At 29.5% G+C, this 21,286-nt stretch carries 19 protein-coding genes; 14 read left to right on the forward strand and 5 right to left on the reverse strand.

Annotated elements, in window-relative coordinates:
• The first annotated feature begins 332 nt into the window (after window positions 1-332).
• Window positions 333-653, forward strand: a complete 321-nt coding sequence (locus QMG30_RS11470; RefSeq protein ID WP_281815481.1) for a DUF6951 family protein — start codon at window positions 333-335, stop codon at window positions 651-653.
• A gap of 66 nt (window positions 654-719) precedes the next feature.
• Complete coding sequence (locus QMG30_RS11475; protein ID WP_281815484.1) at window positions 720-1,478, forward strand: transposase; 759 nt, start codon at window positions 720-722, stop codon at window positions 1,476-1,478.
• A 90-nt stretch (window positions 1,479-1,568) separates the two neighbouring features.
• On the opposite strand, the gene QMG30_RS11480 is transcribed toward QMG30_RS11475, so the two are convergent.
• Together QMG30_RS11480 and QMG30_RS11485 are read right to left on the reverse strand one after the other, a co-directional pair.
• On the reverse strand, window positions 1,569-2,477 hold the full coding sequence (locus QMG30_RS11480) for a DUF362 domain-containing protein (protein WP_281815485.1): 909 nt from the start codon (window positions 2,475-2,477) through the stop codon (window positions 1,569-1,571).
• A gap of 268 nt (window positions 2,478-2,745) precedes the next feature.
• The gene (locus QMG30_RS11485; protein ID WP_281815487.1) at window positions 2,746-3,738 is read right to left on the reverse strand and encodes a diaminopimelate dehydrogenase; all 993 of its coding nucleotides are present in this window, start codon (window positions 3,736-3,738) and stop codon (window positions 2,746-2,748) included.
• A 537-nt stretch (window positions 3,739-4,275) separates the two neighbouring features.
• Here QMG30_RS11485 and QMG30_RS11490 point away from each other — a divergent pair.
• The 4 genes from QMG30_RS11490 to QMG30_RS11505 all read left to right on the forward strand — a co-directional run bounded on the left by QMG30_RS11490 (window position 4,276) and on the right by QMG30_RS11505 (window position 8,236).
• Complete coding sequence (locus QMG30_RS11490; RefSeq protein ID WP_281815489.1) at window positions 4,276-4,761, forward strand: flavin reductase family protein; 486 nt, start codon at window positions 4,276-4,278, stop codon at window positions 4,759-4,761.
• Between the two features lie 539 nt (window positions 4,762-5,300).
• The gene (locus tag QMG30_RS11495; RefSeq protein ID WP_281815490.1) at window positions 5,301-6,173 is read left to right on the forward strand and encodes a helix-turn-helix domain-containing protein; all 873 of its coding nucleotides are present in this window, start codon (window positions 5,301-5,303) and stop codon (window positions 6,171-6,173) included.
• A gap of 79 nt (window positions 6,174-6,252) precedes the next feature.
• Window positions 6,253-7,302 (forward strand): uroporphyrinogen decarboxylase family protein, encoded by a 1,050-nt coding sequence (locus QMG30_RS11500; protein WP_281815491.1) that lies wholly within the window; start codon window positions 6,253-6,255, stop codon window positions 7,300-7,302.
• Between the two features lie 337 nt (window positions 7,303-7,639).
• The gene (locus QMG30_RS11505) at window positions 7,640-8,236 is read left to right on the forward strand and encodes a hypothetical protein (RefSeq protein WP_281815492.1); all 597 of its coding nucleotides are present in this window, start codon (window positions 7,640-7,642) and stop codon (window positions 8,234-8,236) included.
• An 88-nt stretch (window positions 8,237-8,324) separates the two neighbouring features.
• Here QMG30_RS11505 and QMG30_RS11510 read toward each other — a convergent pair whose 3' ends face one another.
• Window positions 8,325-9,326, reverse strand: coding sequence for a LacI family DNA-binding transcriptional regulator (locus tag QMG30_RS11510; protein WP_281815494.1), 1,002 nt, complete (start codon window positions 9,324-9,326; stop codon window positions 8,325-8,327).
• A 274-nt stretch (window positions 9,327-9,600) separates the two neighbouring features.
• On the opposite strand from QMG30_RS11510, the gene QMG30_RS11515 reads away from it, so the two are divergent.
• From QMG30_RS11515 to hpt, 8 genes are all read left to right on the forward strand, one after another.
• Window positions 9,601-12,012 carry a glycyl radical protein gene (locus QMG30_RS11515; protein ID WP_281815496.1) on the forward strand — a complete coding sequence of 804 codons (2,412 nt, stop codon included), beginning with the start codon at window positions 9,601-9,603 and terminating at the stop codon, window positions 12,010-12,012.
• A 25-nt stretch (window positions 12,013-12,037) separates the two neighbouring features.
• Window positions 12,038-12,946: a glycyl-radical enzyme activating protein gene (locus QMG30_RS11520; RefSeq protein ID WP_281815497.1), complete on the forward strand. Its 909-nt coding sequence runs from the start codon at window positions 12,038-12,040 to the stop codon at window positions 12,944-12,946.
• 28 nt (window positions 12,947-12,974) lie between these two features.
• On the forward strand, window positions 12,975-14,447 hold the full coding sequence (locus QMG30_RS11525; RefSeq protein WP_281815498.1) for a rhamnulokinase: 1,473 nt from the start codon (window positions 12,975-12,977) through the stop codon (window positions 14,445-14,447).
• A 15-nt stretch (window positions 14,448-14,462) separates the two neighbouring features.
• A complete protein-coding gene (locus QMG30_RS11530) occupies window positions 14,463-15,965 on the forward strand; it encodes a sugar ABC transporter ATP-binding protein (RefSeq protein WP_281815499.1) in 1,503 nt (500 codons plus the stop codon).
• Window positions 15,955-16,929, forward strand: a complete 975-nt coding sequence (locus tag QMG30_RS11535) for an ABC transporter permease (protein WP_281815501.1) — start codon at window positions 15,955-15,957, stop codon at window positions 16,927-16,929. The genes QMG30_RS11530 and QMG30_RS11535 overlap by 11 nt, the downstream gene beginning before the upstream one ends.
• 37 nt (window positions 16,930-16,966) lie before the next feature.
• The gene (locus QMG30_RS11540; RefSeq protein WP_281815503.1) at window positions 16,967-17,977 is read left to right on the forward strand and encodes a sugar ABC transporter substrate-binding protein; all 1,011 of its coding nucleotides are present in this window, start codon (window positions 16,967-16,969) and stop codon (window positions 17,975-17,977) included.
• Window positions 17,978-18,009: 32 nt separating this feature from the next.
• Window positions 18,010-18,657, forward strand: a complete 648-nt coding sequence (locus tag QMG30_RS11545) for a class II aldolase/adducin family protein (RefSeq protein ID WP_281815505.1) — start codon at window positions 18,010-18,012, stop codon at window positions 18,655-18,657.
• A gap of 190 nt (window positions 18,658-18,847) precedes the next feature.
• Window positions 18,848-19,384, forward strand: a complete 537-nt coding sequence (hpt, locus tag QMG30_RS11550; RefSeq protein WP_281815507.1) for a hypoxanthine phosphoribosyltransferase — start codon at window positions 18,848-18,850, stop codon at window positions 19,382-19,384.
• Between the two features lie 47 nt (window positions 19,385-19,431).
• Here hpt and QMG30_RS11555 read toward each other — a convergent pair whose 3' ends face one another.
• Together QMG30_RS11555 and QMG30_RS11560 are read right to left on the reverse strand one after the other, a co-directional pair.
• The gene (locus tag QMG30_RS11555; RefSeq protein WP_281815508.1) at window positions 19,432-20,538 is read right to left on the reverse strand and encodes a HAMP domain-containing sensor histidine kinase; all 1,107 of its coding nucleotides are present in this window, start codon (window positions 20,536-20,538) and stop codon (window positions 19,432-19,434) included.
• Window positions 20,538-21,236, reverse strand: a complete 699-nt coding sequence (locus QMG30_RS11560) for a response regulator transcription factor (protein WP_281815510.1) — start codon at window positions 21,234-21,236, stop codon at window positions 20,538-20,540. Before QMG30_RS11560 ends, QMG30_RS11555 begins: the two co-directional genes overlap by 1 nt.
• Between the last annotated feature and the right edge of the window lie 50 nt (window positions 21,237-21,286).

A 21,286-nucleotide genomic window follows, 5' to 3' on the forward strand; every position in this document is an offset into this window, starting at 1 on the left:
ATAAAACCATGCCATTAGAGGCTCGTTGTAAATAGGACCGTGGAATAAATGCGGAAGTTATTAAAGCACCAAAATAATCGGTGCTCATATTTTAAAAATTTCGAGACATTTTCAAAAATGCTTGACATAACTTTATTAAAAAAAATAAAATTGTATTAAAATCAATAAAACTGAGTTACGTTATTCGAGTTGTAATGTAGAGCATGGGGAAATTAATAAATAATATATTGATATAAATAGCAAATATTTAATAGAAATTTGTTTTTATAAAAATTATAATTGTATTATTGACGAGAATTAACTTATATCATAAAAATTGGAGGATTAATAAAATGACACATGTAAAAGTAAAACCAGGTATATGCGGATTTGATACAACCATTGATGTTGAATCTAAAGACATGCAAAATGTGACTATTAATGTTCAAACGGATTGTCCTAATTATCAAACTATAAATGATGAATTAATAGAAATAGATAGTTTCGGTGAAGTTTTAGGTACATTTGGTGAATCCAAAGTATGTAGGTTAGCTAAAAAGTATTGTAAACATCCATCATGTCCAATACCAACTGCAATATTAAAAGGAATTGAAGTAGAATGCAGATTAGCGTTACCTCAAAAAGTTGAGATTGATGTAATCAAAGATGAATAAATGACTAAGGGACGCTTCTTTTGACTTGCTGATGTAAATATGATATATTTAATATGGTGATGTTAAATGGCAAGAAAAAAAAGAGAAAGAAGTAAGTCAGGTATATATCACATCATGTTACGTGGAATTGACAAGCGTAATATTTTTATGGATGATGAAGACAGAGATAGATTTCTACAGACTTTGCTAAAAGCTAAACAGGTCGGGGGATTTTCTCTATATGCATATTGTCTTATGGATAATCATGTTCATCTATTGATAAAAGAAAATGAAGAAATAGGTAACAGCATTAAGAGAATAACAGTAAGTTATGTTCAATGGCATAACAATAAGTATGGAAGAACGGGACATCTTTTTGAAAACAGGTATAAAAGTGAAGTGGTAGAGAGCGAAAATTATCTATTGATGGTCGCTAGATACATACATCAGAATCCTGTAAAAGCAAATATGACTAATTCACCAGCTGAATATATCTGGAGTAGCTACCATAAGTATATTGACAGATTATATGGTGATAAAGTTAAGCTTGATACCAACAACATACTTAATCACTTTCACGATAAAGAAAAGTTTGAAGCTTATATGACTAGATCAAATTCAGATGAATGCTTAGAATATGACCAGAAAATCAAATTTACGGATTATGAGTTGAAAGAACATATTCAAAAAAGATATAATATCAAAGATATTAATAATTTTACAAAAAGTGATAGGGATAATATGATTTTTAAGATCAAAAAAGAAACTGGTGCTAGTATAAGGCAGTTAAGCAGGGTTTTAGGATTAGGACGGGGAATTATTGAAAAAGCTTCTAAAGTAGGATAATCCATTTAAACAATTAATGATATGCTCATATGATATTAATTCTGAGCATATCATTTTGTTATGTTATAGAAAGGTAACTTCCATGTTTTTTTAATTTTTACTATCTATAGCTAATGTTTCTCCATATACTTTTTTGCTGAATTGTTGTTCGGCACTGACTAGATCCAATCCAATCATATTCATTTGTTTTAAGTCTGTTATTCCCATTTTCAATCTATCACATTTATCCAAATATTGAACTGCTTCAGGTTTGAAACCTAATAATCTAGCGCCTATAGTATCTACTGAAATGGGATCTGTTCCACAAACAACTAGTTCAGTGTGTCTAGGAATACCTCCTGTTGGACCAGTTCCTATCATAGTTGGATTACAACTTAAAATAGATATATCTATAGGTATTGTTTCTGCCATTGTACATATAAAACTATGAATATCATCATGTATGCCTAGAGCTTTTTTAGGATATCCATGTATCTCTGCTGGAGGCCATGCAAGAGCAATATTCTTAATACAAGCTGACATTGTTGCAGATTCATGATGTTTAAGTTGGGTAAATGAAATTAGTACTGTTACATCTTCAATTAGTTTATTTATTTTGGTTGATGAAGGTCTTTGGTTGTTAAGACTGATAGTTGTATAAGGACCATAATTTAGATCTATAAATTCAACACCTTCATTTTGGATTATTTGATCATAACCAACTTTTTTCATGACATCACTAGTGGGTTGTCCACCAGAACCAGTTGCAACTACTATTCTTTTGGGGTTATTGCCTTTAACGTATTTAATAATGGTTCTTAGGCTTTCATGTCCAACTACAACTGCAGAATCCGGATTAGGTTTATCAAAATTGACCCAGTTGGGAGTTATGACTACTACATCATTTTCAGTAATTAATTCATGTGCGGTAATATTATTAAGTCCATCTGTTATAGCTTTACTTTCATTGGGGTCATTGGTTATGGATATGTCTGAAGACATTCTTTTCCTTTGTCGCATATAATCATCCTCTTACATAAAGTTTTAGATTATTATTTCCTTGACTAGATAGAATTATACATGTCTTTTGTTGGTTAACTAAATTAATTAGAATTTATGATAGGTTTTACTATTAAGAACGTTTTATATGTTTGAAAAAGTAGGATTTTCATATAATAGAACAAAGAGGCTACTCCTCATAAAAAAGAAATGCTATATAAAACATAGCATTTCTTGAGAAATCATCAATCTGAAGTTTACATATTGATATCGTAGATCATAAATAAAATTATAATAATTGTTTTCTTAATTCTTCACCAGTCTTAGGTGATAAGTATGCAAGTGGTATGTCGAAAACAGTTTTTGCACCAGTTGCACCTTCTTGGCTTAATCTATAGATTGCTCTCGCATAAGCGACTAAAACACTACCAGTAAGTTCTGGATTACTATCTAGTTTGAGAGAAAATTCAATGATTTGATTATGCTTATTTTCTTCACCTGTTTTCCCGCTGCGGATTACAAATCCCCCATGAGGCATCTCTGAATGAGTAGCTTTCAGTTCTTCTTCGGTTATGAAAGTTACATTAGTATCATAATCAGAAAAATAATTAGGCATTTCTTTAATTTCTTTTTCTATCTTATCTTTATCAGCACCTTCTTCAGCTACAACATAACAGTCTCTTAAGTGTTTTTCACGAGTTGATAATTCTGGTGCTTCTCCTGCTCTAACTTTTTCAAGAGCATTTTCAATAGGAATAGTATATTGAACTGCTCCTTTGACTCCTTCAATTCTTCTAATCGCATCAGAATGGCCTTGACTAACACCACGACCCCAGAAAGTATAACCTTTTCCGTCTGGTAATATAGATTCTGATAATAATCTGTTCATAGAAAATAGTCCTGGATCCCAACCAACTGATATAATACTTACATTACCATTTGATTTGGCAGCTTCATTAACTGATTCAAAGTATTCTGGTATTTTAGCATGAGTATCAAAACTATCCACTGTATTGAACATTTTTGCAAACTGAGGTCCTTGTACAGGAAGATCAGTAGCTGAGCCCCCACATAAAATTAAAACATCAATATCATTTTTATATTTTTCTGCCTCGGATATTGATAATACTTTTATATCTTTATCAGCGACTACTAAAGATTTTGGATCTCGTCTTGTAAAAATAGCAGTTAACTTGATATCATCATTTTGCTTTATGGAAAATTCTACGCCTTTTCCTAGGTTACCATAGCCAACTATACCAACTTTTATAATGTGTTTCATGTGTATTCCTCCCTGAATTATTTTATTAAAGGTTTTCAAGTGGTTAACCCCCTTGTTCTTGTAATAAAATTTAGATTTTTGGGGTTATAAACTTTTTGTATTAACGATAATACATTAATTAATTCAATTTGAATAATAAAAATATTCATATGTATTAAGAAACTTCTATATTAATAAGCAGCATTATCCTTTTAATCAATACCACAATATCACTAGTTTCTATATATATAATCTTTAATAAAAATTATACAATGATACACATTAAAAGTAAATAAAAAATTTCACTTCCTGCAATTAATTAAATTATCAAATTAGTGAAATATAAAAAGAGAGATTCAATTTCAAGTAGTAACCGATTTCGTTTAACTAGTAAAAATGCTGATTCTATAAATGAATCAATAAAAAAATATAATAAAATATTATAAATTACATTAATAATTATGGATAAAATACAAATTGACATTATATATCTAAAGGAGTAACATAAGTAGTAAAGTAAAATAAATTATACAATTTAATAAAAAAGGAGTTCGTATTATGAATAAAAAACAGGCTTTAGCAAAATCTAGTTTACAACCAGCACCAAAAGTATTAGTATCTTGTAGAGATAAAAATGGTAAGGACAATGCACTTGCTGTTGGTTATTGTGGTAATTGTAGCTACGATCCACCAATGGTAATGGTTGGAATAGTTCCATCTAGATATTCATACCAAATGGTAAAGGATACAAAATGTTTTGTTGTAAATCTACCTACTAAAGATTTTAAAAAAGAATTTGATTATTTAGGTAGTGTAAGTGGGAGAGATGAAGATAAATTAGCTAAAATTAATACAGCTGATGCAAGTAAAGTCAATGCACCTATCTTAGTTGATTGTCCAGTAAATATTGAATGTACAGTTGTTGATTCTATCATGACAGGTTCACATGAAATGTTTATAGGAAAAATTGAAAAGGTAAATGCGGATGAAAACATTGTTGATGCAGATGGAAACATCGATTATTCTAAATTAGATTTAATTTAATACATAATGAATCAATGGGACGGATCTTTTTGATTCATAGATAATAGATAATTAAATAATTTATTAAAAAACACCTATTATATGATTGCAAAATATTGTCACTAATATATATCATATAAAAGGTGTTTTTTTAAAATCAATATGAAGGGTGCTTTTTGAAAAATTACTTATACATACTTTTTTTAAAACTTAATAATAAAAATAATAAATTAGAATATTTATTTGATTGATATTTGATGTTAATTGCAATTATTAATATTTAATTATATCTTGGAAAGTTGATGGTCCTAATGATTTTATTCTGAATAAGCCAGTTCATTTAGTTCCAAGTGGTATTGAATCTAAAAATATATTAAAATATATTTTAGGTAGTGGTTTTTAGTATATTGATTAACTTAGCTAGGTATTAATATATTTTGTTTAACGGTATTTTTATATTGTTGTAAATAAACATTTACTATTAATAAATTATGGTATATAGTACTATTACAAGTAGCTATATACCATAATAACTTTATATTTATAAGGAGAAATATATGATGAAACCATATAAAGAAAATTTGATTTTACCTGAATTTCCTTTTCCTGTTGACGTGTTTATTCAAGATAATCAAAAATCAAATATAACTGTTAAACCACATTGGCATGATTGTGTTGAAATATTGTATATGATAGAAGGTAATGCTTTACAACAAATAAATGATAAAGTTATTGATGTAAAAACTAATGATGTAATTTTACTAGTAAATGGGGATATACATGGTACATGGTGTAATAATTATGATAAAACAAAAATACTAGTTGTTAAGTTTTTGACAGACATGTTAAGTAATTTATCTGTTATATATGAATCTAAATATATAATCACATTTTTACAAAAGACAAGAAACCAAAAACTCTATGCTCCTAGAGTTTTTCAGAGCCAAAGAGAAATAATTGATATATTCATAGGAATTTACAATGAATTTATAGAAAAAAGAGTTGGATATGAGATATTTATTAAAGGTTATATTTATCAAATGATAGCTCTTTTAATTAGAAATGATGAATTACAATTATATGAACCCGGAATTAAAGAAGAGGAGTTACAAGAAATCAATCCCATATTAAAATATATAGAGTTGCATTATAGAGAGAAAATTACCCTTGAAAAAGCTGCATTTATGGCTAATAAAAGTTATTATTATTTTTCGCGTTTCTTTAAGAAAGTTACTGGTAGTAATTTTAAAGAATATATTGATTTTGTTAGAATTTGTGAAGCTGAAAAATTATTTCTTAATAAAGATATGAACATTTCTCAGGTTGCCTATGAAGTAGGATATAATAATATATCTAGTTTTAACAGAGTGTACAAAAGAATCAGGGGATATTCTCCCAGTAAGATTAAAAAAGCAAAATATGTAAAGAAATGAGCAAAAAATAGATATATTTTTATCTCTCATTAAGTTAATCTATAGTTAGAAATCATTATTATAATGGGAGGTAATAAATATGAGTAACTTTATACCGGATTATATGAATCTTGTAAACGCAGCAAATAATGTAAAGCCTGATAGAATGCCGTTATATGAGCATATTATTTCAGATGAAAGAATGGAGAAAATTCTTAATAAAAAGTTTGTTGATTTAATTAATGGGAACCAAGCAGATAAAAGAGAATATATGAAAATTTATACTGGGTTTTTTAGAGAAATGGGATATGATACTGTTTCAATGGAAAGATGTATCGGTGCAATAATGCCGGGAAGTGGTGCTCTAGGGAACCATCAACCTGGAGTTATTAAAACGAGAGATGATTTTAATAAATATCCATGGAAAGAAATTCCTGATTTGTTTTTCAAGGCTTATTCTGAGGATTTTATAGTATTAAGAGAAGAAATGCCAGAAGGAATGAAAGCCATAGGGGGACCAGGTAATGGAGTTTTTGAATGTGTACAAGATATAGTGGGATATACTGATCTCTGCTATATCTCAATAGATGATCCTGAACTTTACAAAGATTTATTTAGGGAAGTAGGGGACATGATGATTCAAATATGGAAAAGATTTTTAAATGAATTTGGAGATATATATGCTGTATGCAGGTTTGGTGATGACCTTGGATTCAAAAGTCAAACTTTAATATCAACTACAGATATTAGAAATAATATTATCCCTCAATACCAGAAAATAATTGCCCAAGTTCATTCTTATAACAAGCCTTTTTTACTACATTCATGCGGTCAGATTTTCGATGTAATGGATGATCTCATTAATATAGCTAAAATTAATGCTAAACATTCTAATGAAGACCAAATAGCTCCTTTTTCAGTATGGGTTGAAAAATATGGAGATGTTATTGGTAATTTTGGAGGCGTTGATACAGATGTATTATGTCGCTCCACCGAACAAGAAATAAAAAAATATGTAAAAAATGTAATAGATTCTTCAATTAATCACAAAGGATTTGCTCTAGGTTCAGGTAATTCCATACCAAGTTATGTTCCTATAGAAGGTTATTTAGCCATGGTAGAAACAGCAAGAATTCAAAGAGGCGAATAGAATCAATAGGGTTTACCGTGAAAAATCCTAATAGTATAATATCAAATAAATATTATACTATTAGGAATATATCATTAAATCTATTGGGTTTTCTAAAGTTTTTGATATATCTATATTTATAATACGGTTTTCAGACAAATGACACTTAATTATAATATATAACACTATGTTTTTCTATATTGATTTATTATATCCAATATAATACTGCATTTAGCTCTAATTAATATTTATTCACATAATATAGAACTATATAGAATTATATTACTTGACATTAATAACTGTTGTGCTATAATAATAGAAAATGTAATTTAAAAGCAGACAACCTGAGGTGAAAAAAATGATATATAGTTTGTATAGTATTTCTCTAAGACTAAAAACACCTTCACAGGAAGGTAAAAAGATTAATTTCAACGATAATGAAAAAGATTTATTTGAAGCGTTAAAAGAATTCAATGCTAAGTTTCGCTCATGGAGTAAGAGACTTATATTGACTAAGATTGAACATAATTTTTTTCGATTAATCTTAGTTGTAGAGAAGCAGAAGGATAAAATATCTACACGAGAAATAAGATCATTTACAGCTTACCTTAATAAAGAAAAGAATTGGTCTGTATATTCTAGAGAATCTTCTAAATTATTCGAGGGTATTAAATTCTCAAAAATAACATTTAATGAGGCAAAAGAGATTATTTCTAATATAAGTACGGATTCAACCCTATATAATATGCAAAAAGAAGACATAGTATTTTTGTTACAGAAAGAAGACATAATGGAAATTAATAACATCGCTCTAGAAGCTAATGATGATTTAACAGATGAGCAAGCTGTAGCAATATTTAATTATCTATTAAAGACTAAAAATCTAGGAAGCAATAATGATGATAAGAAAAAGACTATAATGCAGATTAAAGATTTACTAATCAAGTGGCTTTAATCAATTAATCCCATCCTTCAAAGGATGGGATTTGTTGAATTCTAGTTATAAGCATTAATTATGTACAAACCTTATTTACGATAATATTTTATTCTAATTCTATCTTCTTACAAGATTCCCCAATGACAATTGAAACATCAATTATTTCGTGTACAGGAGCAGTTGATTTTGAGGTTATTGCTTTAAATAATGCTTTAGCTAGTTTTTTAATATTCTGTTCAATTGTTGTTATTCTAGGATAAAAATATGATGAAACAATTCCATCGAATCCTACAACAGATAAATCATTTGGAACTGAAATGTTCAATTTATAAGCTTCCATAATAAGCCCTTTTGCTATTTGGTCATTTGCACATACAATCGCTGTTGGTTTTTGGTTGAGAGACCAAAAATAATTAAGTGCCTTAACACCAGTTTCGTAATTAAAATGACCTGTAAAAATATATTCTTCATCAACGTCTATATTATGAGATTTCAATGATTTGATATAACTATTCTTACGTTCTGTTGCTGTTTGGAATTCATCCATTGCTCCAGCAAAAGCTATTTTTCTATGGTTAAGATTGTATAGATAGTCAATCAGAAGTTTCATTCCTTTAACATTATCTGATCGGACAGTAGAAAACCTAGTATCAGCTGATCTATCCAGACATGCAATAGTTTGTTGACTATCAGATGAATAAAGGTCATAATTAACTCCTTCAGTAAGTATTATTCCTGAAGTACGTATACTTTTACAGTAATTCAAATATTCTTGTTCTTTATCGATGTTATTTTCAGTATCACAAATCAATAGTGTATATTTATTTTTAAAGGCGATGTTATTAAGTTTTTTAACCAACGACGTAAAGAATGGATTTTCCATATCATAAACAAAAATAGCTATTGAATTTGAAGTCATTGAAAATAGATTTTTGGCCATTTGATTTGGAACATAATTATATTCTTCTATAACTGCCATCACTTTTTTTCTGATACTTTCCGATGTTGAATCTGGTGAATTAATAACTCTTGAAACAGTTGCAGTTGAAACTCCTGCAATCTTTGCTATATCTCTAATACCAAAATACTTTTTTTTATTAGTACTCAATTTTATCATCCCTATTACTTTGTTATGTAACAAGTTTACTATAAAATGCATTATAATGCAATACTATTTAAGTAAATTTAAATTATTGAGGAATATTACTATTAAAAACATATTAGTAGTAGCTTGGTCCGTCTATATGCATAAATATATTAGCTTATAACAATAAAATATGTAAAAATACACAATAAGATATTGACAACATTAAAAAAAGAGCATATAATAATTATTGTAACAAGTTACATTATTACAAAATACATAGTAAGGTGCTGATTATATGAATGAAAGAATAACTAAATTAAGAAAAAGATTATTTGAGACTCAGCCAAAGATTTGTTCTGAGAGATGTGTTATTTTTACGAATTCAATGAAACAATCTGAAGGGCTGCCGATTGCTATAAGAAGAGCGGATGCATTCTATGAAGTATTGGATAAGATGTCAATTGTTATATCTGACGATGAGATAATAGTAGGGAATCAAGCTAGATGGCCCAAATCATCACCTATTTATCCGGAGTATTCATATGAATGGTTGGTAGAAGAATTTAATGGTAATCCATATTATTTTAATGAAAGACCTGGAGATAAATTTTATTATGAAGAAAAAACAAAACAAGATATTCTTTCATGTATAGATTACTGGGAAGGTAAATCTTTATATGAAAATTTTAGAAAAACTCTTCCAGAAGAGATAAATGAGGCATGGAATGCAGGTGTTATTGACGATACATGGGTTTCAGCCGCAGGTTTAGGTAATGTTATTGTTGATTATGATTTAGTTTTAAAAAAAGGTTTGAAAGATGTCATTGCAAGAATTGAGAAGAGAATATCTGAATTGGATCTAAAAGAACCTGGAAATGTTAAGAAGAAATGGTTTCTAGAAGCTGCTTTAAAAAGTAATAAGGCAGTAGTTAATTTTTCTAATCGTATTTCTGAGCAATGTGAATTAAGAGCAAATGAAATTAATGATAAGAAAAGAAAAATAGAATTATTGAACTTAGCCAATATTTGTAGAAACGTGCCATTGAATCCTGCAAAAACTTTTCATGAAGCAGTTCAAAGCATTTATTTGATTTTACTCGCTGTACATTTAGAATCTAACGGTCACGCTATTTCATTAGGTAGATTCGATCAATATGTTTATCCATTTTATAAAAGTGATATAGAAAAAGGTACATTGACAAGAGAAGAAGGGTTAGAAATTATTGAAGCATTCTTTGTAAAATGTAATGAACTTAATAAACTGCGTTCATGGCCTGATTCAGAATTTTTCCTTGGATATCAAATGTTCATCAACTTAGCTATAGGAGGGCAAACAACAGATGGTGAAGATGCAGTAAACGATATTTCATATTTATGCGTGGAAGCATGTCAAGATGTTAAATTATTTACACCTTCTATTTCAGTAAAATGGTTTGAAAAAACAAATGATGATTTTATGTTGAAAGCTTTAGAAGCAGTTATGATTCATCAAGGAGGGCAACCGGCATTTTATAATGATAAGGCTTTTATGAGAACTTTAGAAAACATGGGAATAGCAAAAGAAGATTTAGTAGATTGGTCACCTGATGGGTGTATCGAGGCTTCAATACCTGGTAAATGGGATTTTGCAGCAAAAGGACCTTGGTTAAATGTTGAAAAAGTACTGGAAATAACCCTAAATAATGGTGTTGACCCTAATACAGGTAAATTATTTAAGAAAACTACTAAAGACATTAATAAATGCAAAACTACTGAAGAGATATTCGATGAGTATAAACAAATGCTTAAATATTTTATGGACCTTCAAGTCGTTACCGAACATATTAATGATGAGATTCACGTACTTACTGATATTAATGCTTTTAGAGCTTCATTAGTTGAAGATTGTATTGGTAGGGGCTTAGATCTTGTTGAAGGTGGTTCCCTATACTCAGCAGACGGTGGACCTACAGCAGGAACTATCAGTGCAGGAGATGCATTAGCTGCTATAGATACGATTGTCTTTGATAAAAAGTTAATTACATTAGAACAGTTATTGCATGCATTAAATACTAATTTTGAAGATAATGATACTTTACCAAGAGGAGAAGAAATTAGAGCAATATTGAAGAATAAATCACCAAAATTTGGTAATGATGATGATATTGCAGATAGTTGGGTAGTAAAATTAGAAGATTTTATCGGTTCTTCATATAGATACGATTATAAAAGTTCAAAATATGGAAAAGGTCCTATACCTTGTTGCTATTCATATAGTCAAAGTCCTGTTACAGGAAATATTGCTTTTGGTAGATGTATAGGAGCAACTCCTGATGGAAGGAAAAGTGGAGATCCAGTCAATAATGGTATATCTCCAGCAAATGGTTCAGAGAAAAATGGAGCAACAGCAGCGTGTAATTCAATATCTAAGCTTCCTAGTATATGGTTTCAAAAAGGAGCAATATTTAATATGAGACTTACTAGTTCAGCTCTTGCAACGAAAGGAAATAGACAACGTATTATAGATATGGTAAAAGTACTTTTTAATAATTATGGACAACAAATACAATTCAATGTTGTAAATGGTGAAATTTACAAAGAGGCAATAAAAAATCCAGAAAAGTATAATGACCTGATGGTTAGGGTTTCTGGATATAGTGCATTATTTACTACATTAGTACCTGAAGTTCAACTAGATGTTATTAATAGAACTGAATTAGAAATATAATCACATGATTTTGGAGCTGAGATTTATGGAGACAGCAAGAGTTTTTAATATTGAAAGATTTGCTACAGAAGACGGGACAGGTATAAGGACAGTAATCTTTTTGAAAGGTTGTGCATTAAGATGTAAATGGTGTGCAAACCCTGAATCCCAAGAGTTCAAAAAAGAAATATTATTTAAGAAGGCTCCCTGTACTAATTGTGGTAAGTGTATAGATATTTGTAATCAAAAAGCTATAGATTTAACCTACGGATTATTATATATAACCAATACTGATCTATGTAATTACTGTGGAAAATGCATTGATAATTGCGTTAATAATGCAAGAAGTCTAATAGGAGTAGACATGCAAGTTGATGAATTGATTATGGAGATTCTGAAAGATAATAAATACTATCAAATGTCAGGTGGTGGTATTACATTTAGTGGTGGTGAACCATTTTTCTATAGCGGATTCATAAAAGAATGCAGTAAGAGATTGAAAGATTATAATATCACTACATTGGTAGAAACTTGTGGTTATATTGATATAAAGAATATAAAAGAAGCATGTGATTATGTAGATTATATTTATTATGATATTAAGCACATGAATAGTGAGAAACATAAGGAATTGACGGGTAAAGATAATAAATTGATTATTGATAACCTAATATGGCTATCAAAGAATTATAAAGGAAAGTTATCTGTAAGGTATCCTTATATTCCTGGATGTAATGATGATATTAATTCAATAAGACAGTTTCTGGATTTCATTCAGAAGTTAGATAATATAGAAGAAGTTGTTTTCTTACCTTATCACAGATTAGGAATGCCAAAGTATGAAGGATTAGGGAGAAAGTATGATATGGGTGATATGAAGTCTTTAAAAACAAGTGATCTAAACTGTATTAAGGATATATTTAAAGATTATAGATTGAATATTAGAATCCAATAGCATAAAAATACGTATAAAGGAGGCTATTATGAATACAGTTAAAAATATTATTTCACTAGATTGTGGTAATTCTTCTTATAGAGTTGTACTTGGTAAATATGATGGAAATAAGATTACAACAGAGGTTATTTCACAAGAGTCAAATAGTATGATAAAAGTACAAGATTATTATTACTGGGATTTACAAAAAATATTTGATTTTTTCATAAGAAGCTTAAAAGAAGTTAAAAAAAATATAGATAGAATCGATTCAATCGGTATTTGTACATGGGGTGTAGATTTTGCATTATATGATAAAGATAAGAATATGATAAGTAATCCATTAAGTTATAGAAATACAATTGGTGAAAAATCTTTAAATGCTTTATCAAACGATGAAAAAGATAAAATGTTTTATGAGACTGGAATATTATGTGACAAAATTAACTCTGTATTCATGTTGAATGGAATAAAAGAAAAAATGCCTGATATTTTTGCTAAAGCTGATAAGTTACTTATGATACCGGACATACTTAATTATATGTTGACCGGAGTTATGATAAATGAACCTAGTGAATTAAGTACAACACAAATATTAAGTTCCATAACTAAAAATATCAGCTTGAAAGTATGTAATAAATTTGGAATTCCTAGGAATTTATTTAGTGAAATAGGTATACATGGTGAGACTATAGGTAATTTACTTCCGGCTATCAAGGCCGAAGTAGGTATTGATTATGATATACCTGTTATCTGTGTACCTTCTCATGATACAGCTTCTGCTGTAGTGGCAATACCTACTATGGAAGATAATTTTGCTTTTATCAGTTCGGGTACTTGGTCGTTAATAGGTGCAGAATTAGAAAAAACAGTCGTAACTAAGGAAGTATTAGAAAGCAATTTAACTAATGAAATAGGTGCATTTAATAAAATAACAATATTAAAAAATAGTGCAGGGATGTTTATTATTCAAAGAATAAAAAAAGAATATGATGAAATAACTAATAGAGACAATTCATGGGAAGAAATAAATAATATAGCTGAATTGTATAATGGAGAAGTACCACTTATTAATATTAACAACAATAGATTCTTCAATCCTGTTCATATGGGAAAAGAAATATATAGTTATCTGACTGAAACTAACCAGATAAAAGGAGATTTTAACTGGAGTGTTGTAATTAAAGCAGTGCAAGAATCAATGGCTTGTTGTTATGCTCAAACCATTAGCAGTCTGGAAAAGGTAATAGGAAAACAATTCGAAGATATATATATCGTAGGAGGTGGTTCGAAAAATATTGTAGTCAATAAATTGACAGCAAAAAGAACAGGTAAAAGAATTATTGCTTGTAGTAAAGAAAGTACATCTCTTGGCAATATTGTTGTTCAAATTAAACATTTTGAAAAAGATATATCTTTAAAAGATATGAGAGATATTGTTAAAAAATCTATTAATTTAGAAGAATATCAAATAGAGAATGAAGATAACAGTATAGTAGATAGGTATTCTAAATTAGTATAAAGTGAGGAGTATGGTATGAAAGAGAATATACTTGAAATGAAAGGTATCTCAAAAAGCTTTTATGGTGTTAAGGTGTTAAACGATGCGAAACTTGAAGTAAAACCAGGTGAAGTTCATGTTCTATTGGGAGAAAATGGAGCAGGCAAGTCTACTCTAATTAAGATATTATCTGCTGCTTATAAAAAGGAATGCGGTATCATTAAATTTAATGGAGAATGTGTTGAATTCAAGTCTCCAAAAGAAGCGATTGATAATGGAATAAGTGTTATTTATCAAGAGTTCAACTTGAATCCTTGTGTACCTATTTTCGAGAATATATATATTGGTAAGGAATTTACTAAAAATGGTTTGATTGACAAAAAAACTGCAATAAAAGAATCAAAAAAATATATGGACTTAATTGGGTTGAAGGTCGATCCTACCGTATTGGTATCTGAACTTAGTGTAGCACAAAAGCAAATGGTGGAAATAGCTAAGGCCATATCTAATGATGTTAAAATTCTTGTACTTGATGAGCCTACTGCCGCTATCACAGATAAAGAGACTGCTAAATTGTTTGAAATTATTAATGAATTAAAATCTGATGGTGTAGGAATTATATACATCTCTCATAGAATGAGTGAATTATTTGAGATAGGTGATAGATGTACAGTTATGCGAGATGGGGAATATGTTTCAACTGTTAATCTTAATGAAACAGACTGTGATGAATTAACCAAATTAATGGTTGGTAGAAAAGTAAGTTTTGAAAAGGTAGAAAACAAATATATTAAGGATGAAGTAGTTTTAGAAGTCAAAAACTTATATTACAAAAATTTAATTAAGGATGTTAGTCTGAAACTAAGAAAAGGTGAAATCTTAGGTATAGCAGGGCTTGTTGGTGCAGGCCGAACTGAACTAGCTAAGTGTATTATAGGGGCATACAAAACCAAAAGAGGAAGCATTAGTCTAAAGGGTAAAACCTTAAAAGGGAACAGCATAAGAGAATCAATAGATAATGGTATGGTTTATCTGAGTGAAGATAGAAAAGATGAAGGATTAATACTAATGCATACAGTTTTAGATAATGTGGCATTACCTAATCTTAATAGATTTGGTGGACTTTTATTAAGTAAAGATAAAATGAAACAAGTTACACAAGATTTTATCAGTAAATTAAAGATTAAAACACATAGTCCTTTCTATAAAGTAGAAAACTTATCAGGAGGAAATCAACAAAAGGTAGTAATAGCTAAATGGTTATTTTCTGATTCTGATATATATATATTTGATGAACCCACTAGAGGAATTGATGTTGGGGCACGTGATGAAATATATGAAATAATGAGACAGCTAATTGAAAAAGGTGCTTCAATTATTATGATTTCATCTGATCTAGTAGAAGTTTTGAAAATGTGTGATTCTGTAGCGGTAATGAAAGAAGGAGAAATTGCTGCTGTTTTACCTAATGAAGATAATCTGACACAAGAAGACATATTATCTTGTGCTTTATATGGAGGGAATAATGATGAAGAATGATGTATTAGAAAAAGATGGTATGAAAAAAATTGATTTGCAATCTTTAACACTGTATATTGGAGCTGTAGCTATTTTGATAATATTTACTGTAGTGTGTAGATTAGCAGGCAAAAATTTTCTAACCTTCGGTAACATTCAGAATGTAATAACACAGTCATCGGTTATTGCGGTAATTGCTATAGGACAATCTGTTGTAATTCTTACAGGCGGAATCGATCTTTCAGTAGGATCAACGGTTGGATTTGTTGGTATATTAGGTGGTTTACTAATAAAATCGGGTATGCCTATTGGAGTGGTTTGTTTACTCCTAGTCGTTACAGGTATATTAATTGGAGCTTGTAATGGTGCATTAATAAGTTATGGGAAAATACCTGCATTTATTGTTACATTAGGTTCTCTACAAATCATTAGAGGAGTAACTATGGTTCTTAATTCTGGTAAACCTATTTCTGGTTTTCCAGAAGGATTAAAAGCAATTATGAATACTAAAATATTCGGAATGCCAATATCAATTTTATACGTTTTCATTCTATATGCAATAATGATGACCATAATGACTAAAACTAGATTAGGTAGATGGATATATTCTATTGGTGGTAATGCAAAGGCTGCAAAATTAGCAGGAGTTAAGACTAAGAAAATTGAAGTCTATTCATATATAATTTCAGGTATATTCGCAGCTATTGGAGGTATTTTATTATTATCTAGATTGTCTTATGCAGATCCTAATGCAGGTTCAGGATATGAGCTTGATTCAATTGCTGCAGTTGTTATTGGTGGTATTGCAATGTCAGGTGGTAAAGGGAATATAGGTAATACATTAGTTGGTGCATTAATACTTGGAATGTTAAAATGTGGTCTTCAGATATTGAATGTTCCAGTATATTTCCAAACTATAATAATTGGATTAGCGATTATTACAGCTGTTTTCTTTGATAAGGCAAAAGAGAGAAGAGCTGAATAATTATAAATGCTTTAAATAATTTTAAGGAGGATTATTTATGAAAAAAAGATTATCAACGTTAATTATGTCAATTCTTTTAGTAGCATTTGTTTTAGCAGGGTGTAAAGATACAACTAAGGATGATTCAAAATCTCCAACGGATGATGGTTCTTCCAATAAGCAAAAAGAAATTACTATAGGATTTGTTCCTATGACATTAAACAATGAATATTTTATCACAATGGTGAATGGTGCAAAACAAAAGGCTGAAGAATTAGGAATAAAATTAGATGTACAAGCAGCTGACCAACATGCAAGTGCTGCAGCTCAGTTAACAATTGTAGAAAATATGATTACATCAGGTGTAGATGGAATATGTATTGTACCGAGTTCTTCAGAGGGATTATCAACTGCTTTAACAAAATGTAAAGAAGCAGGAATACCTGTAATTAATCTTGATACCAAGATAGACCAAAGTATTTTAGATGAAGTAGATTTCGAAGTACCTTTTTATGGAACAGACAATTATGCTGGTGCGAAATTTGCTGGAGCATATGTCATAGAAAACTTTGAAAAAGGAATTGAAACTGCTATACTAACAGGTATTGAAGGACAACAGAATGCAGCAGACAGAAGAAATGGTTTCTTCGATGCAGCTGGCTCACATGTTAATGTTGTCGCAGAGCAATCAGCAAACTGGGAAGTAGACCAAGGATATACAGCTACTCAGAATATATTAAGTGCTAATCCGAATATCGGATTGATATTTGCTTCTAATGATGGAATGGCTATAGGTGCTTTACGTGCAGTAGAAGAAGCAGGTAAAAAAGAAGATATCAGTATCATAGGTTTTGATGCTATCAGTGAAGCATTAAATATGGTTGAAAAAGGAGACATGTATGGAACAGTTGCTCAGTATCCAGCAGAAATGGGTATTCTAGGTGTTGAAAATATGGTGAATATTATTAATGGTGAAGATTCACAGGAATATATTGACACAGGAGCAAAACTAATAACAAAAGAAAACGTAGAAGAACACAAAAAATATTGTGAACAATTTGCAGAGTAAGCAGTTAATAAAAATAGTAAAGGATGGGAAAAATGGACTTTAAAAAATTAATAATCGAATCAGGTAAAAAATTAATTAATTCAGGATTTACAATTGAAACATGGGGGAATATAAGTGTTAAAGATGAGGAAACAGGACTTGTTTATCTAACACCAAGTGGAATGGATTATTGTGATTGTACTACAGATGACGTTGTTGTATGTAATCTAGATGGTGAGATTGTTGAAGGTACTAGAAAACCTACAATAGAGACAGAATTACATCTTAGTGTTTACAGAAATAGACCAGAAGTAAAAGCTGTGGTACATACTCATCCAATATATTCTACTGTATTCTCTTGTATGGGAGAAGATATACCTCTATTAATTGATGAAGCAGCACAAGCATTAGGAGCACCAGTAAAAACTGCTAATTATGCTTTACCAGGTACTAAAGAACTTGCAGAAGAATGTATTAAAGCATTAGGAAAAGAAGCAAATGCTTGTTTACTTCAATCTCATGGAGCAGTATGTGTTGGTGAAAGTATGGAAGCAGCGTTCAAAGTTGCAAATGTTTTAGAAGTTACAGCACAAATATATCAATTAATTAGATCGGTTGGAAAAGATTTTGTACCTCTATCAGAAGAAAATATTCAAGCAATGAAGGAATTTGCTAAATATAAATATGGACAAGGTAAATAGTAATTAATTTCAAGGTTGTATCACAGAAAATGAAAAATTTAATGTGAGCAACCTTTTTTTGTGATTTGTAGAAAGATAGAACCATAAACTGTTTTTCGAACATTCTAATTAAAATGCAAAAGTATGTTCACATTTCTTCCAATTGGTGTTATAATGTCTTTGACTTGAATTGAGAAAGTGAGGATAAATCATGTTAAATGATGTAAAAAAAGTACTTGTATCGGAAGAAGTTATTGCTAAGAAAGTTACTGAACTTGCTAATAGAATTACTAAGGATTTTACCGGTGAAAAATTAGTTGTAGTAGGCATATTAAAAGGAGCTAATGTTTTTGTAGCTGATTTGATTAGAAAAATCAACATTCCTATATCTTTAGATTTTATGGCTATATCAAGCTATGGAAGTTCTACAGAGAGTTCGGGTGTTGCTAAAATATTAAAAGATCTAGATGAAGATATTGAAGGAAAAAATGTGTTGGTTGTAGAAGATATTATTGATACAGGTACAACATTAAGCTATCTTACAGATTATTTGAAATCAAGAGGGGCTAAGAGTATAAGTATTTGTACTCTACTAGATAAGCCGGAAAGAAGAAAAGCACATATTGATGTTAGTTACAAAGGCTTTGATATTCCAGATGAATTTGTAGTTGGATACGGAATCGACTTTGATGAGAAATATAGGAATCTACCTTTTGTAGGAGTATTGAAGGAAGAAGCTTATCAATAATAAAATAGCTGTCAATAAAAAGGCTGTCATATAATGAGAGCCTTTTATTATACACATTTATTAGTTATAGGTATACTGAAATAAAAACAACTACCCTCATGTATAATACTGTCTACCCATATTTCCCCTCCATGAATATTGATTATGTTTTTACAAATGGATAACCCTAAACCTGTTCCTCCATATTGTCTGGATCTTGATTTTTCACTTCGGTAGAACCTTTCAAAAATATATGGTAAATCTTTTTGCTCTATACCTATACCATTATCTTTTACATAAAATACAAGGTCGGAATCTTTTATTATAGCCCCAACTTTGATTAATAAATCTTTATCAGAATAAATTAAAGCATTATTTATGAGGTTGTCAAATACTTGATTTAATCTATAAGGGTCAATTTTTATTTGGACAGAGGGATAAGGTTTTTCAATATCCAATTTGACATTGTTATTCTGGAATTCTAATTTTATATTACTAAACATATCTGATAATATGTTATTACTGTCATCTACAATATAGTTCATCTCTAGTTTATTTAGTTCCAGTTTAGAAAAATCAAAGAGATCATCAATCAATTTATCTAATGTGTCTGTTTTATTTTTAATGATAGACAAGTAATTATTAACATCTTTTTTATCACTGACTATACCATCTTGTAAACCTTCCACATAGCCTTTTATTGAAGAAAGGGGAGTACGTAAATCATGAGAAACACTTGCAATCATTTCTTTACGAGATTTTTCATCTCGGGCTTGTTTTTCTAAGGATTCTTTTAATTTAACTCTCATAGAATCGAATGTTTTACAGAATAATCCTAATTCATCATTCTTATTATAGGTAATTCTATAATCAAGATTACCATCGGCGATATGCTTTGTTGCTATATTAAGTTCTTTTAGAGGTGTCAAAACACTTTTAGAAATAATATATATAGATAAAATTATAAGTATAATCATTGTAATAAATCCAAATACGATGATTAGACAATTGTTAAAGGTATAATTACTTGATTGAAAGTTATTCAAGTCATTGATGTTATGGTTTGATATATGGTTATATATATTAATGAATAGTAAGAATACGGTTAATACAGGAGGTATTATAAGGACAACAGAAAACGAAACAAGCATTTTCCTTTTTAACGTGAATTTCATTATTCCACTCCTTCAAATTTATATCCAACACCCCATACGGTCTTTATATACATAGGTTCAGATGATATCTTTTCTATTTTCTCTCTTATTCTTCTTATATGTACGGTAACGGTATTAATGTCTCCATATTCATCAAATCCCCACACATGATTAAAAATCTGTTCTCTAGTGAACACTTGGTTTGGATGAAGAGCAAGATAACTTAATACTTCAAATTCTTTTGAAGCCAAATCCACTTTATTACCGTTAACAGATACATTATATCCTTTTATGTCAATCTCAAGATTATTATATTTAAGAATACTTGGATTTGTTTTCTGAGAGGATAGTATAGTATAACGACGTATATGAGCTTTGACTCTAGCTACAAGTTCTTTTGGACTGAAGGGTTTGGTAATATAATCATCAGCACCAAGCCCAAGTCCTAATATTTTATCAATATCTGTCTTTTTAGCACTTAACATCAATATGGGAATATTTGATTGAGAACGTATGTATCTGCATATTTCCATTCCATCTATTATAGGTAACATAATATCAAGTATAGCTAGTATAGGATTGAATTCTTTATAATAGTTTATTGCCTGTTGACCATCATATGCTAAGATGACATTAAAACCTTCTTTTACTAAATAGTCTTTTATGAGATTGCATATTTCTTTTTCATCATCTACTACTAATATTGTATATTGTAACATCTTTAACACTCCTATAAATAATTTATTGCTATTATAGCATATTTTACAGA

Origin of the sequence: Vallitalea longa, from assembly GCF_027923465.1 — a bacterium.
Classification (GTDB): domain Bacteria; phylum Bacillota; class Clostridia; order Lachnospirales; family Vallitaleaceae; genus Vallitalea; species Vallitalea longa.

Bases quoted from the DNA above. Each gene is read 5' to 3' on its own strand.
- QMG30_RS11470 (WP_281815481.1), top strand. From the start codon at position 333: ATGACACATGTAAAAGTAAAACCAGGTATATGCGGATTTGATACAACC.
- QMG30_RS11475 (WP_281815484.1), top strand. From the start codon at position 720: ATGGCAAGAAAAAAAAGAGAAAGAAGTAAGTCAGGTATATATCACATC.
- QMG30_RS11480 (WP_281815485.1), bottom strand. From the start codon at position 2,477: ATGCGACAAAGGAAAAGAATGTCTTCAGACATATCCATAACCAATGAC.
- QMG30_RS11485 (WP_281815487.1), bottom strand. From the start codon at position 3,738: ATGAAACACATTATAAAAGTTGGTATAGTTGGCTATGGTAACCTAGGA.
- QMG30_RS11490 (WP_281815489.1), top strand. From the start codon at position 4,276: ATGAATAAAAAACAGGCTTTAGCAAAATCTAGTTTACAACCAGCACCA.
- QMG30_RS11495 (WP_281815490.1), top strand. From the start codon at position 5,301: ATGAAACCATATAAAGAAAATTTGATTTTACCTGAATTTCCTTTTCCT.
- QMG30_RS11500 (WP_281815491.1), top strand. From the start codon at position 6,253: ATGAGTAACTTTATACCGGATTATATGAATCTTGTAAACGCAGCAAAT.
- QMG30_RS11505 (WP_281815492.1), top strand. From the start codon at position 7,640: ATGATATATAGTTTGTATAGTATTTCTCTAAGACTAAAAACACCTTCA.
- QMG30_RS11515 (WP_281815496.1), top strand. From the start codon at position 9,601: ATGAATGAAAGAATAACTAAATTAAGAAAAAGATTATTTGAGACTCAG.
- QMG30_RS11520 (WP_281815497.1), top strand. From the start codon at position 12,038: ATGGAGACAGCAAGAGTTTTTAATATTGAAAGATTTGCTACAGAAGAC.
- QMG30_RS11525 (WP_281815498.1), top strand. From the start codon at position 12,975: ATGAATACAGTTAAAAATATTATTTCACTAGATTGTGGTAATTCTTCT.
- QMG30_RS11530 (WP_281815499.1), top strand. From the start codon at position 14,463: ATGAAAGAGAATATACTTGAAATGAAAGGTATCTCAAAAAGCTTTTAT.
- QMG30_RS11535 (WP_281815501.1), top strand. From the start codon at position 15,955: ATGAAGAATGATGTATTAGAAAAAGATGGTATGAAAAAAATTGATTTG.
- QMG30_RS11540 (WP_281815503.1), top strand. From the start codon at position 16,967: ATGAAAAAAAGATTATCAACGTTAATTATGTCAATTCTTTTAGTAGCA.
- QMG30_RS11545 (WP_281815505.1), top strand. From the start codon at position 18,010: ATGGACTTTAAAAAATTAATAATCGAATCAGGTAAAAAATTAATTAAT.
- hpt (WP_281815507.1), top strand. From the start codon at position 18,848: ATGTTAAATGATGTAAAAAAAGTACTTGTATCGGAAGAAGTTATTGCT.
- QMG30_RS11555 (WP_281815508.1), bottom strand. From the start codon at position 20,538: ATGAAATTCACGTTAAAAAGGAAAATGCTTGTTTCGTTTTCTGTTGTC.
- QMG30_RS11560 (WP_281815510.1), bottom strand. From the start codon at position 21,236: ATGTTACAATATACAATATTAGTAGTAGATGATGAAAAAGAAATATGC.